Below are 12,763 nucleotides of genomic sequence, written 5' to 3' on the forward strand. Positions count from 1 at the left end.
ATACTCATCTAACATTTGCAAAACATATTTGGCTCCGTTTTCTCCGGTGATGATGTAAACGGTGGCTTTTGCAGTTAGAATTGTATTTGAATAACTATACCAAGTGCCGTACCCTGCTGGCATTGGATCCAAATCCAAAGGGGCTGAGATTACAGGATTGATACTTTCAGTTGAGCCAGAGATTGGCCCACCACCACTCGAAGACAATTGCATATCCACCACTTTCGTACACTCGGAACCTGTATATGTTGCAGAAAAATCTGTTGAACCAGTACTACATGCTCCCCCATTCCCAGTCCCACTCGTTCCGCTGTTTGTTCCTATATTATATCTTTTGAATCTTAAATCCCAAACATCCCCAGCACCAACAATTGCTGCATTTGCTTTTAAGTTCACATAAACCCAGGTTGTAGTGGAAGAGGCATTGATTGTTGTTCCTTCGGAAGCAGAAACTGCCTCTGTCACCAAAATCAACATTGCAGCCGCAGAACCGTCGTCAGATGCCTTTTCCGGAATACAGTTCATAAATACAAAGGTAGAATCAAATTTTTAACGCAACACCGATAATCTAATGAATAAGGTGTTAATAAATGAATCATTATACAAGAATTAATTTGAAAGAAAGGGAAGTAATTGCTGAGATGCGATTTAAAGAGGAAAGTATTAGAAGTATAGCTAAGATACTGAATCGAAGTCCTTCAAGCATTTCCAGAGAATTATCTAAAGGTTATTCAAGAAATTCTTTCATTAATTATTCAGTATCAAATGCTCAAATCATTTCACAGAAGAATGAAAGTTCCAGAAATTCTGGTAAAATAAAGTTGCAAAAACATCCAAATTTACGAAAATTTATAAAATCTAAATTAGAACTTAAATGGTCACCAGAGCAAATAGAGATGTCTTTAAAAGAAAATCTGCCAAGCGGAATTACAGAATCAGTTTCCCATCAAACTATTTATACTTATATCTATCTTTTACCGAGAGGCGAACTAAAAAAGGAATTGCAAAGCTATCTACGCCGAAAGATGAAACCCTACAAAAAGTCGAAAATACTGATAATAGAGGTAAAATACCAGACATGATAAGCATTGAAGAACGACCAAAATCAGTTAGAAAAAGATCAATTCCACGTATATTGGGAAGGTGATTTGATAATTGGAAAGAATCACAAAAGTGCAATAATTGGTACAATTGTAGAGAGAACTACTAGAAATGTTATACTGGTTCCTTTAACAAGCACAGATGCTGAGACCGTCAGAAAAAGTTTTGCCAAGGAACTAAAAAAAATGCCAACAGAGCTTAGACTTTCGATAACTTATGATCAAGGTAAAGAAATGAGTAACCATAAGCTATTTACAAAAGATACTCAAATGAAAGTATATTTTTGTCATCCGGGAAGTCCTTGGGAAAGGGGGACTTGTGAAAATACGAATATGCTAATAAGAGATTTCTTTCCTAAAAAAACTGACTTTAATGATATATCAAGAAAAGAACTGAAAAGAGTCCAAAAGCTTTTAAATGAGCGTCCAAGAAAAACGCTTGGCTGGAAAACTCCCGCGGAAAAAATAAAGGAAGTGTTGCGTTAAACTTTAGAATCTATCAAAAAAATAATCCGAGATTAGAGTATGCACCATCTAATGTGGATGAGGCGAAATCATTTTATGAAGAAATTCTAAAATCCTGTGGAGAAATCAGCGGTATGTATGTATCTCAAGTTGCAGCCATTGTTGATTCTAAAGGACTTAAATTTGATAATGGAAATGTAATCCACCCACAAGAAATGGTAGATGTAATCAAGATGTACCATGACGCAGGTCTAGGCCCCGCTGCCTTTAAAAGAAAGTATGGTGGACTAGGAACACCCAGTATCATCAAAGCGATGATTGCAGAACTCATGTACAGGTCCGATAGTTCAATCACCATTGCTGTCGGAAGTATGGGCCTTGCTGCCATCTTAGAAGTATGTGCAACAGAGGAGATGAAAGAAGAATGGATCCCCAAATTAATTTCAGGAAACTATACAGTCACTATGGGGCTTTCAGAACCAGACTTTGGATCTGATTTACCGAATGTAACCACCAAAGCAACAAAAACGAATGATAAGTGGTTACTCAATGGAACCAAAAGATTCCAAACGGTAGCTTGCGGTATCAATGGAAGTCCAGGCATTACACTCACACTAGCAAGAACAGGAACACAAGAAAGTGGAGCGAGAGGTCTTTCTTTCTTTATTGTTGAGAACAAAAATTATGCAGTCCAAGGAATTGAAAAAAAACTGGGAATCAAAGCATCTGCTACATGTGAAACTGTTTTTGAAAATAGCGAAGGCCACTTAGTTGGCAAAGAAGGGTTCGGACTTGTGAAGTATGTAATGGGAATGTTAAATGGTGCTCGCCTCAGCGTATCTTCCCAAGGCACAGGAATTGTTACTGCTGCTTATGAAGAGGCACTCAAATACGCAAAAGAAAGAATCCAATTTGGAAAACCAATTTATGAAATTCCGGCAGTACGTCGTATGTTGGATCGAATGGAAAGGGAACTGGCCGCAATGCGTTGCCTTATGGTAGAGGCAGCTTATTCAGTGGACAAATACTATTGGTATGAAGACGGAAGAACGGTAACTCCAGAAGAATCCAAAATCGGTAAGTTTTGGGAAAAGGTAGCAAACACCCTCACCCCCATTTCCAAATACTACAACTCCGAAATGTGTAACGACCTAGTTTACGACGGATTACAAGTATTAGGTGGCGCAGGCTACACAGAAGATTATGATCTTTCAAGACTTTACCGAGATGCAAGGATTACCAACATCTACGATGGGACCACACAAATCCAAGTAAATGCAGCCATAGGAGGAGTCACTTCTGGAATGAGTCCTACAGGTACTTTCCGCGCATACCTTGACCATTTGGCAAAAGGAAGCGAATCCAATCCCAAACTTCAAGAAATCAGAAACCTCTTTGAATCCATTGTAGAAACATACAAATCCATAGAAGATCAACAAACCAAAGAAACATATAGTTTCGAAGTGGTAGAATCGGCTGCAAGAGTGGTTGTGGGTTATCTGATGGAGAGAGCCAAAAACAAATCTACCAAAAGAAAGGAATTACGTACCCAGTGGTGTAAAGGATTTCATAACGATAGTTTGGCGATCCTTTCCGCAAATAAAATCAGACTTACATGAAGTAAAAAAAAAGGGTCCTCGAAACTGAGGACCCCTAAACATGGAAAGGGATGGATTTTCCAAGATGCGCCAATGGAAAATCCAAAATGGTTCAGGTTAAGTGAGGGTGACTGATTTCTCTCCAGTTGGAAGGGAAACTTGAAAACTGGGTTGAGTAATGATACCTTTTGGTTCCAAATACACTTTACGGTTCCCCATTAATTTCCCTGCAATTGAATCAGGAAAAGAATAAGCAATGATACGTTTCCACACAGAAGCGAACTGTTTCACAAAACTTCCCGTATTGTAGTGTTGGCCATATTTAGCACATATTTCTTTCAAACGAGGAGCCACTTCACGATAACGTTTTGCTGGCATACCAGGAAACATGTGGTGTTCAATTTGATGACTCAAATGTCCTGTCATTGTATAAAACAACTTACTACCATCTAAGTTAGAAGAACCTTTGAGTTGTCTCAAATACCACTGCGCTTTCGATTCACCAACAATTTCTTCTACAGAAAAGGATTCTGCATTCTCTGTAAAATGACCGCAAAAGATCACTGCATAAGTCCAAAGGTTTCTGATTAAATTTGCGATCATATTCCCAAGAATGATTTTTGGAAAATTTAAACCGGCAAGAAGTGGAAACAAAATATAATCTTTTACAAGTTGTAATTCAATCTTCTTAAAGAAAACAGCCTTAAAATCTTTTAAAGTTCTTTTATTTCTCTGTTTTTTGGGAATTTCCAAGTGTTCTACACGGAATCCATGTGCCCCAATCCCCCACTGAAAGTTCATCGCAAGGAATAAATTGGTGAATGGTTGTGTTAGATGGACCGGTTTCCATTTTTGTCCTTCGGTCAATCGAGTAAAATTATAACCATAGTCATGGTCTTTGTTTAAAACATTTGTATATGTATGGTGCATATAATTGTGATAAAACTTCCATTGGTGAGCATCACTTACAATGTCCCATTCAAACGTTCTAGAATTGAAACGAGGGTCATTCATCCAGTCATACTGTCCGTGTAGAACATTATGACCAAGTTCCATATTGTTTATGATTTTTGATATGGAGAGTAACAATGTACCTGCTACAAAAGAAATTGGTTCAAAACTAAAGTGAATGAGTCCACGACCTAAGATTTCAGTATATCGATAGGTTTTATACATGAATCGGATATGATCTGCATCTTCCTTTCCTACTTTGGACATCACTTCTTCCTTAAGTGCATCCACTTCTTTTCCAAAAGATTCAATTTCTTCTTTGTTTAATTTTTTGCTAATTGTTCTCATTTTTTATTCCTATGATTATTTCTTTAAATTTCTAGAGTTCTAATTCCAAATTTGATTCAGCACGAGAGATACAAATCTGAATGTTCTCCTCACCTAACTCTGATAATTCGTCTTTTGATAAATCCGTTACTGAACCAGCCGCTTTTTTACAAACACAAGTATGGCAAATTCCCATTCGACATCCACTCTGAGGATATATTCCTTGTTCTTCTAATTCTTCTAATAAGGAACGTTCCCCTTTCACCTGAATGGTTTTGTGACTGAGAGAAAGAAATACATCTACTGTTCCTGTTTTTTTTACCTTCACGGAAGATTGGCCAGGCAACATAAATAACTCCGACTTCACTTCGTTTCCTTCCAAAAGAGAAAGAGCTTTGGTTTGCATTGGTGCTGGACCACAAACATAAACTGAATAAGATTTCAAATCATCAGTATATTTCTGTAAAATTTCTTTGGTTAAAAAACCCGAATCGTAACCGTCTTTAGGAACATCTGAAAAAACATAACGAATTTCTAACCAACCTGTGGCTTTTGCGATCTCTTCTAAAGAAGAACGTAAAATGATATCTTCAAAAGACCTAACAAAGTATAGAAGAGTAACTTTACCATTGTATTTCAACGATTGAAGTTGTTTGAGAATGGAATGAATTGGAGTAATTCCACTTCCACCCGCCAAAAATAAAAACTTAGAAGGTAATGTCTTTGGAAGGACAAACTCTCCAGAAACCTCGCCCAATTCCAACAAATCACCTTTTTTGATATTTTGATTAATAAAGTTAGAAACAAGACCACCTGACTGGCGCTTTACGGTAATCGATAAATACTTTTCACCTGGAGTGGAAGACAAAGAATAAAACCTTGTCACTCGCCTTCCTGCAATTTCCACAGTGACAGGAATATGTTGGCCTGCGGAAAATCCTTTCCAAAGCCAATTGGGCTTCAAAACCAAAGTTTTTGCATCCGCAGTTTCTTCCCGGACAGCGACAACCTTTGCTTTGATGGCTGTTACCGAGAACCTCGGATTGATTTCACCAAGCAGAAAATCCGCCCACTCTTTGGGTTGGAGGAAATTCAGGAACTGCTTGGGTTCATTAAAGATAAAAGGAAATGTTTTCATTTTCGCCTCGTATTTCGCATTTAAGTGAACACTCGTTCACGGACATATCTAATAGTGTTAATTTACATCGTTAGGTACGTCAACACTAAAACAGGGTTTAAATCCTTGCATTTTTAAAAAAGTGAACAATCGTTTACTGAATTCAACCCATGAAACTCAACAAATGATATGCCCAGAAGCTCCGAACCCACAGCAATCTGCTGGAGGGCGCGTTACGACTCATGGGTGAGGAAAAGGGGCTTGGAGATTTAAGCCTACGAGAAGTGGCTGGAGAGGCGGGGATTGTTCCGGCAGCTTTTTACCGACATTTCAAAAATATGGAGGAATTGGGTTTGTCCTTGGTGGATGACTGCGGGGGTCGAATCCAGGCCATTGTGGGGGACGCCAGAAATAAGGGCGCTTATAAATCAGCCCTCCGACTGACCATTGGATTTTTTTTCGACTACGTAGCAAACAACCGATCCCAGTTCCGTTTCATTGCTAGGGAACGGACAGGTGGGAATCAAAAAATCCGAGAAAAGATCCGAGAATCCATGAAGGCCATTGCCACCGAACTGGCCAAAGATATGCGAATGCCAAAAATGATTCCTGAAGCCGATATTCAATTTGCGTCCGAGTTGATTGTTAGTATTTGTTTTCAAATGGCCTCTGATTTTTTAGATCTTGCGACCGATGCCCATTCAGAAATGAGAAAACTAAAATTACAAACGATCAAACAAGTTCGGTTGGTTTTTATTGGAACGATTCGGGGGAGAAAACGAAGGTAAAAAAAGATAAGGAAACAAAAACTCTTTTAACTATTTTTGTCCTTGGTATGTTGAGGAAAAGAAATCATTATATTCAGTCCCTCTCCTTTTTTAGAAACAGAAGAGAAAACTCCTTTTAATTGGGAGGTCAAACTACGAATCAACTCATATCCGAAATGATTTCCTTTTTCGATATTCACTGAATCGGGCAATCCTTCTCCATCATCCCCAACCGATAAAATAATATTTTCATTCGAACGAGACAAATGAATGCGGATGTCTCCACCTTTGTCATTAGGATAGGCATACTTCAAAGCATTGGTTAAAAGTTCATTGAGAATCAATCCAAGTGGCAATGTTCTTTTTAGATCCAATCGAACCTCTTCTAACTTCACATCAAATCTTATTTTTGTAGGATTAAGTACAAAGATATCGTGAAGGCTAAATACCAAATCCTCAATGTACTTACGTAGATCGACAGACTCCAAATCTTCCGATTGGTAAAGGTTTTCATAAACCTTGGACATAGACATGATTCTGGATTGCGCATTCAAAAACGATTGTTTGGCGACTTCATTTTCAACTTTAAAAGATTCTAAATTCAAAAGACCAGAAATGATAGCGAGAGTATTTTTTACTCGGTGTTGTAGTTCCTTTAGGAGAACATCCTTTTCTTCTAAAGATTTTGCGAGTCGACCTTCGATATCTAAAATTTTTGTGACATCTAAGTTAATCCATAAATTGAAATGTTCCCCGGCAATTTCAAAGGCTTGGCTAAAGACGAGAACTTCAAACTTGGTTCCATCGGTGTGTTCGACAGACATCCTTTCCCCAGACAACCTTCCGTTTGCCTGATAGATTTTATTTAGTTGTTCTATTTGATCCGGCTTACTCCAGGCCTTAAACTCTTCTGTTTTTTTGCCGACAACCTTGGATTTTTCCAACTGAAAGATAGTCTCCATAGAAGAGTTTACATCTAGATAAGTTCCATCTTTGACTGTAGAAATGGCCATAGCAATGGGACTCAGTTGGAATACCTTTGCATACAGGCTTTCCCCATCCTTTGGGGGAACCATCACAGACGCACTTGGAGTTTCTCTAAAAACAATTACAATTCCGTTTAGATTTTTTTCAGTATCTAAAATAGGAGATATAGTTTCTGTAACATGCGTTTCGCGACCAGTGCGAGAGACGATAATCAAATCATTTCTACGTTCAGTCTGAAGTAATTCATTAGATGAGTTAAAAAAAGGATAGGACACTCTGGTCCTTGCATCCGCTTGAACCAAATATAAAAAAGAGTTGAGATCTTTTTCTAATACTTCGGCTTTTTGATACCCTAACATATCCAAAGCTTTATGATTGATTTCTCGAATCAATCCTTCCGGTGAAAGAACAATTACTCCATCACCCATAGCCTCAAAAGTAATTCGAAGTTCTTTTTCCCTAAAAGCTAACGTTTGTTCAGCCCTATAAAGTTGAAGCGCAGATCTAATCATACATTCTACTATATCTGGACTCGAAATTTTGGGAACATAACCATAGTGTTTTATCTTACAAACCCTATCCAATATTTTATTATCAGAATAACCACTGACAAAAAGTATAGGGATCTCACGAAATGAGAGAATCTTTTCTGCAAGTTGGATTCCATCCATACCATCAGAAAGGTTGATGTCCATGAGTATTAAATCTACTTTCTCACCCGATGTTATATAGTCGTAAGCATCATTTGTATTTGATACATACTGCACTGAATACCCTTTGTTTTTCAAAAATTCTGATTGTGAGATCGCCAAGATGGCTTCATCTTCCACAAGTAGAATATGACCTAAACTATGTTTGAGTTCCGTAAGTGGCATGGAGTGTTCTATCGATCTTCATAATTAGCCGATAGAAAAGCAATCGATTAAGACGATAAAATTTAATGAAAAAAATCTAAAACATGTGCAATAAAATTTTAAGGCAAATGTTGAACGAATGTCAGTTCTTAATTTCTAAAAAGTCCAGTGGTCAAAAGGATTATGTCGACTTTCAAGCACAAACGAATGTTTGTTGACATAAATATTACGTAAGGATCCGAACTACGGATCGTTTTTTCTATCAGATGTTCTTTTTTCAGATACCTAAAATTGCTTCGAAGCAAATTTGTTTTAGCCCCTTACAAACAAACATAGGTGTTTAGGCCGAACAAATCGTTTTGTAAGTGATTACTTAGAGAAAGGTTAAAAAATCAGGAGTAGTACCTAACTATTGTTATCAATTAGATAGGTGAGAATTTAGGTTAGGGTTCAAAGAAAGCAAGATTTTCTGGCCCTTCATGAATCACGATCCGCCGGATCCGCCCTTCTGAGGATTTTACACCTTCCTTCAAACCAAAATAAAACCAACGCGCCACATTCTCGGAAGTCGGATTGATCCCCTTAAAATCTGGATGGTCATTGATTAGGATGTGGTCAATGGAATGCACAAGTTCCATAAGTTTAGTGCGGGCAGTTAGAAAATCGTAAGAAATGCCGTCAGGGCGAATGTTTGTATTTCCTTCCAAAAATACCTCTACCTTCCAGGAATGGCCGTGGATAGGCTCATCGGAGCCATCAGCAAAGTACTGGTAGAGGAAATGGGCCGACTCAAACCGTCCCTCAATTCGGACATAAAATTTCCCGTTTTCCTGGGTAAACATTCCATTGACGAATAGAGCATAGTCCAATATTTGTATAGTAATTTCCTTTCGAGGGTTCTTAAGATGACTGAAACGACAAAACCGCGCTTTTTTAAAGAAATGACTGTGGGCGAGGCAATCGCAATCCACCCAGAAGCAGGTCTAGTTTTCTCCAGCTACCATTTAGGTGGATGTTCACACTGCTCCATCAATGAAGTAGAGACTATTGAACAAGTTTGTATGGGTTACGGTGTAGAAGTAGACACTCTCATCGATTCACTGAACAACCTTTTTTCTGAAGAATAGAAGACAATTCACTCCCACCGGGCCCGAATTGTGGCCCTCGTGTTTCTCCACCAAAGATTTGCTAGTTGATCTTCAGCTCAGACAAGGTTAATTCGATTGGACAACCTAACTTATAGTATACCTGGGCTTCTATTTCCAGCGATCTCCTTACTTATGTTAGCTTATACCAATCGTTTTTTTGGATTGGCAAAACTTTCGAGACAACTCTTATCAGAATATGAAAAATCAAAATCAGAAATTCTAGAAAAACAAATTCATAACCTAAGGTTTCGAATTTCTCTGATTTTGTATTCTCAAAGTGCCGGAATTTTTAGTTTGATTTTGTGCACTTGCTCCATGGGTATGATTCCATTTTATAACATAGTAGCTTGGATTTTATTTGCTTCTTCACTTTTGTTTATGGTAATCTCTCTCATACTGGCACTGATTGAAATCCATTTATCCGTTATCGCATTAGACATAGAAAGAAATTCTGTATTGAATCCTGTATCTAAATAAAAAAAATTACCTCTAAAAGTGAATTTATTTAGAAGTTAGTGGTGAATCCTAAATTCGAATCACAATTTTTCCAAAATGAGATCCTGATCGTAAATAGCGAATTGCATCCGCAGATTCTTCCAACGAAAACACTTTATCTACGACAGGCCGTAATCCAGAGGTTTCAATGGCTTGGTTCATTTCGATAAAGGCTTTTCTTCCTCCAACAACTAAACCTTGGATTTTCAAATTGTTCATAACTGCAGGAAGTAAATTCAGTTCACCAGATTTACCAGCAAGAATTCCAATCAAATGGATCACACCAAACGGGCGACAGGCGGCAATGGACTGTTCTAAGGTTCCAGCTCCCCCCACTTCAATGATATGATCGGCTCCCACTTTTTTCGTAATCCGCCGGACTTCCTTTCCCCATTCCGGTGTTTCCTTATAATTAACTAAATAATCAGCACCTAATTCTTTTCCTTGTTCCAACTTTTCGCCGCTGGAAGAAGTAAGAATTACTTTGGCACCAACAAACTTAGCAAACTGCAAAGCAAAGATAGAAACACCACCTGTTCCCTGTACAACGACAAATTCCCCAGGTTTTAAATTGCTGAATTGAAAAAGACCAGACCAAGCAGTGAGGGCTGCACAAGGTAAGGTTGCCGCTTCTTCGTAAGATAAATGCGAAGGAATGCGGACAAGACCTGTCTCTGGCACTAAAGCTAACTCCCGCAAGGTTCCGGGAAGTGGGCCCCCAATGGTATGACGCATTTCTGCATGGGTTGCATCTCTTGCGATCCACTTGGGAGCAAAAGTCAATAGAACACGATCCCCCACAGCCCACTCAGTCACTTGAGAACCAATACCAATCACTTCCCCTGCACCATCGCTGCAAGGGACTAACGGAAGTGGGAACTTAGGGTTATACTTTCCTTCGACAACTAAAGAGTCTCTGTAATTTAAAGATGCGGCTCGCAAACGAACCAAAACCTCTGTTGGACCTGGACTTGTAGGTTCAGGAACATCAATAATTTTTAAATGATCCAAACCAAAACGAAGGATCTGTGCCTGTTTCATCTATTCCCCTGAGTGATCTTAAACTACAAAATATAACAACGATTAAACGCGACTACTTACTAAGAACAATTTCACCCTTTTGATTTAACGGAAAAAATGGGTTGTATGCCAGTTCAAATATATGCCCGTCTGGATCCTGAAAATAAGCACTATACCCACCCCAAAAAACTTTTTGAGGTTCCTTAAGGATCTTGGCACCTAAGGTCCGCACCTTTTCTATTACAGAATCAACTTCAGGTTCACTAGCGAGATTTTGTGCCAAAGTAATCCCAGAAAACTCTTGGCGTTTTTGGAAAGGGATTCCAATGTCCTTGGCTAAATCTTCTTCACCAAACAAACCAAAAACGACAGCCCCTATTTGAAAAAAAGCGACACTATCATTACTTTCTTCTGATCGTTTCCAACCAAGACCTTTTTCATAGAAGTCGATGGAACGATGCAAATCGGACACGCCTAAGGTAATTAAGTTGATTCTTGGATACATAAACGACTCTCCCTTGTTAAAACATGAACTTTATAAAAATAAAAAATTAAGAAAACAGAAACGGACTTCACAAAACGGACGTTCCGTGGTAGTAGGAACCATTGGGTGGCGGGTGGTTAACCCCACCCAGTCTAAATAGGGCGGGGACATGTACCTAAATACTCACCTGAAAAGAATTACTTCTTCCCAAGACCTGTAGTTTTTGCACCAACCAGGATTGACATGTTTCCTGCTGGGTGTTTGTTTTCGCGCATCAACTGATGGCACTCACCAGTTTGTTCGAAACGGTAAGTTTCTGCCAAAACTGGATCCACTTTTTTATCGATCACTAGTTGGTTCAAATCACGGCAGTTGTCGTCGTTTGCGAAGTGTGAACCTTGCAGACGTTTTTGTCTCATCCACAAATAACGAAGGTCAGCTGTTGCATTGAAACCAGAGGTTCCTGCACAAATCACAACCATTCCACCTGTTTCGCAGACAAATACGGATGTAGGAAGTGTACTTTCTCCCGGATGTTCGAAAACGATTTGAGGGTTTTTGCCTTTTCCTGCAATGTCCCAAATAGCTTTTCCAAATTCACGAGCTTGTTTGGTCCACTCAACAAATGCTTCTGGTTTGTTGATATCGGAAGTAAGGGCTCCCCAATGTTTGAACTTGTTACGGTTGATCACACCAGCAGCACCTAAGTTTTTACAAAAATCTATTTTGTCATCAGATGATACAACTGCGATTGGAACCCCACCTGCTGCTTTTACAATTTGAATCGCCATGGCACCGAGTCCACCAGCTCCACCCCAAATGAGGGCTACATCTCCTGGTTTTACATCATTTGGTTTCCAGTGGTGTAACATTCTGTAGGCGGTCGCAGCAACTAACATATAAGCTGCAGATGCTTCCCAAGTTAGGTGTTGAGGACGTGGTAGGCACTGATGGTCTTGTACTTTGCAAAACTGAGCAAACGATCCCCAATTGGATTCATATCCCCAAATGATTTGAGAAGGTGCATACATTGGATCTTTTCCAGAAAGAACCCATGGATCTTTTGGATCCCACATTGCACAATGGACAACAACTTCGTCACCCACTTTCACATTCTTAACTTCAGATCCAACCTTATAGACAATACCAGATGCATCAGATCCACCAATGTGGAATTTTTCCGGTTCGCCTTTTTTGTTACGAGCCGCAATCACATCAACTGGATACCCAAGGGCCGCCCAAACGTTGTTATAGTTGACTCCAGCAGCCATTGTGGCCACGAGAACTTCGTTCGGACCGATCTCCGGAACATCAATGACTTCTGCTTGGAAAGAAGTTTTCGGTTCGCCGTAACGTTCCGGGCGAATGACCTGCGCGTGCATTTTTTTGGGCACAACTCCAATAGGAGGAAGTTCCCCTACTGGTACGATTTCTACGTTGCTCATAGATT

12 protein-coding genes and 1 pseudogene are annotated in these 12,763 nt (G+C 39.2%); 5 read left to right on the forward strand and 8 right to left on the reverse strand.

Annotated elements, in window-relative coordinates:
- The coding region (locus LEP1GSC199_RS17040; RefSeq protein ID WP_039927250.1) for an HmuY family protein at window positions 1–525 on the reverse strand (525 nt) is incomplete at its 3' end.
- A 65-nt stretch (window positions 526–590) separates the two neighbouring features.
- On the opposite strand from LEP1GSC199_RS17040, the pseudogene LEP1GSC199_RS17045 reads away from it, so the two are divergent.
- Window positions 591–1,586 (forward strand): annotated as a pseudogene (locus tag LEP1GSC199_RS17045) (IS30 family transposase).
- Between the two features lie 53 nt (window positions 1,587–1,639).
- Window positions 1,640–3,184 (forward strand): acyl-CoA dehydrogenase family protein, encoded by a 1,545-nt coding sequence (locus LEP1GSC199_RS17050; protein WP_232420822.1) that lies wholly within the window; start codon window positions 1,640–1,642, stop codon window positions 3,182–3,184.
- Window positions 3,185–3,280: 96 nt separating this feature from the next.
- Here the strand turns inward: LEP1GSC199_RS17050 and LEP1GSC199_RS17055 are convergent, their stop codons facing one another.
- Window positions 3,281–4,462, reverse strand: a complete 1,182-nt coding sequence (locus LEP1GSC199_RS17055) for a fatty acid desaturase family protein (RefSeq protein WP_002988584.1) — start codon at window positions 4,460–4,462, stop codon at window positions 3,281–3,283.
- A 31-nt stretch (window positions 4,463–4,493) separates the two neighbouring features.
- Window positions 4,494–5,579, reverse strand: a complete 1,086-nt coding sequence (locus LEP1GSC199_RS17060) for a ferredoxin reductase (protein WP_002988688.1) — start codon at window positions 5,577–5,579, stop codon at window positions 4,494–4,496.
- Window positions 5,580–5,779: 200 nt separating this feature from the next.
- On the opposite strand from LEP1GSC199_RS17060, the gene LEP1GSC199_RS17065 reads away from it, so the two are divergent.
- Window positions 5,780–6,346 (forward strand): TetR family transcriptional regulator, encoded by a 567-nt coding sequence (locus tag LEP1GSC199_RS17065; RefSeq protein WP_269746536.1) that lies wholly within the window; start codon window positions 5,780–5,782, stop codon window positions 6,344–6,346.
- Between the two features lie 26 nt (window positions 6,347–6,372).
- On the opposite strand, the gene LEP1GSC199_RS17070 is transcribed toward LEP1GSC199_RS17065, so the two are convergent.
- Together LEP1GSC199_RS17070 and LEP1GSC199_RS17075 are read right to left on the reverse strand one after the other, a co-directional pair.
- The gene (locus tag LEP1GSC199_RS17070) at window positions 6,373–8,187 is read right to left on the reverse strand and encodes a histidine kinase dimerization/phosphoacceptor domain -containing protein (protein WP_002988510.1); all 1,815 of its coding nucleotides are present in this window, start codon (window positions 8,185–8,187) and stop codon (window positions 6,373–6,375) included.
- Between the two features lie 422 nt (window positions 8,188–8,609).
- Window positions 8,610–9,008, reverse strand: a complete 399-nt coding sequence (locus LEP1GSC199_RS17075) for a 6-carboxytetrahydropterin synthase (protein WP_039927295.1) — start codon at window positions 9,006–9,008, stop codon at window positions 8,610–8,612.
- Window positions 9,009–9,071: 63 nt separating this feature from the next.
- Between LEP1GSC199_RS17075 and LEP1GSC199_RS17080 the strand changes: the two genes are divergently transcribed.
- Window positions 9,072–9,293, forward strand: a complete 222-nt coding sequence (locus LEP1GSC199_RS17080; protein WP_002973441.1) for a DUF1858 domain-containing protein — start codon at window positions 9,072–9,074, stop codon at window positions 9,291–9,293.
- A gap of 96 nt (window positions 9,294–9,389) precedes the next feature.
- Entirely contained in the window at window positions 9,390–9,791 is a 402-nt protein-coding gene (locus LEP1GSC199_RS17085; RefSeq protein ID WP_002988668.1) for a DUF2721 domain-containing protein, read from the forward strand.
- A gap of 48 nt (window positions 9,792–9,839) precedes the next feature.
- On the opposite strand, the gene LEP1GSC199_RS17090 is transcribed toward LEP1GSC199_RS17085, so the two are convergent.
- From LEP1GSC199_RS17090 to ccrA, 3 genes are all read right to left on the reverse strand, one after another.
- Window positions 9,840–10,850, reverse strand: a complete 1,011-nt coding sequence (locus tag LEP1GSC199_RS17090) for a zinc-dependent alcohol dehydrogenase family protein (RefSeq protein ID WP_002988419.1) — start codon at window positions 10,848–10,850, stop codon at window positions 9,840–9,842.
- A 52-nt stretch (window positions 10,851–10,902) separates the two neighbouring features.
- Window positions 10,903–11,334 (reverse strand): VOC family protein, encoded by a 432-nt coding sequence (locus LEP1GSC199_RS17095; protein ID WP_002988447.1) that lies wholly within the window; start codon window positions 11,332–11,334, stop codon window positions 10,903–10,905.
- Window positions 11,335–11,510: 176 nt separating this feature from the next.
- Entirely contained in the window at window positions 11,511–12,758 is a 1,248-nt protein-coding gene (ccrA, locus tag LEP1GSC199_RS17100) for a crotonyl-CoA carboxylase/reductase (protein ID WP_002988677.1), read from the reverse strand.
- Window positions 12,759–12,763: the final 5 nt, after the last annotated feature.

This window comes from Leptospira vanthielii serovar Holland str. Waz Holland = ATCC 700522, assembly GCF_000332455.1.
GTDB lineage: Bacteria > Spirochaetota > Leptospiria > Leptospirales > Leptospiraceae > Leptospira_A > Leptospira_A vanthielii.

Excerpts from the sequence above, each read along its gene's own strand:
- LEP1GSC199_RS17055 (WP_002988584.1), bottom strand. The coding sequence starts at position 4,462 with ATGAGAACAATTAGCAAAAAATTAAACAAAGAAGAAATTGAATCTTTT.
- LEP1GSC199_RS17095 (WP_002988447.1), bottom strand. The coding sequence starts at position 11,334 with ATGTATCCAAGAATCAACTTAATTACCTTAGGCGTGTCCGATTTGCAT.
- LEP1GSC199_RS17075 (WP_039927295.1), bottom strand. The coding sequence starts at position 9,008 with ATGTTTACCCAGGAAAACGGGAAATTTTATGTCCGAATTGAGGGACGG.
- LEP1GSC199_RS17070 (WP_002988510.1), bottom strand. The coding sequence starts at position 8,187 with ATGCCACTTACGGAACTCAAACATAGTTTAGGTCATATTCTACTTGTG.
- LEP1GSC199_RS17080 (WP_002973441.1), top strand. The coding sequence starts at position 9,072 with ATGACTGAAACGACAAAACCGCGCTTTTTTAAAGAAATGACTGTGGGC.
- LEP1GSC199_RS17090 (WP_002988419.1), bottom strand. The coding sequence starts at position 10,850 with ATGAAACAGGCACAGATCCTTCGTTTTGGTTTGGATCATTTAAAAATT.
- ccrA (WP_002988677.1), bottom strand. The coding sequence starts at position 12,758 with ATGAGCAACGTAGAAATCGTACCAGTAGGGGAACTTCCTCCTATTGGA.
- LEP1GSC199_RS17060 (WP_002988688.1), bottom strand. The coding sequence starts at position 5,579 with ATGAAAACATTTCCTTTTATCTTTAATGAACCCAAGCAGTTCCTGAAT.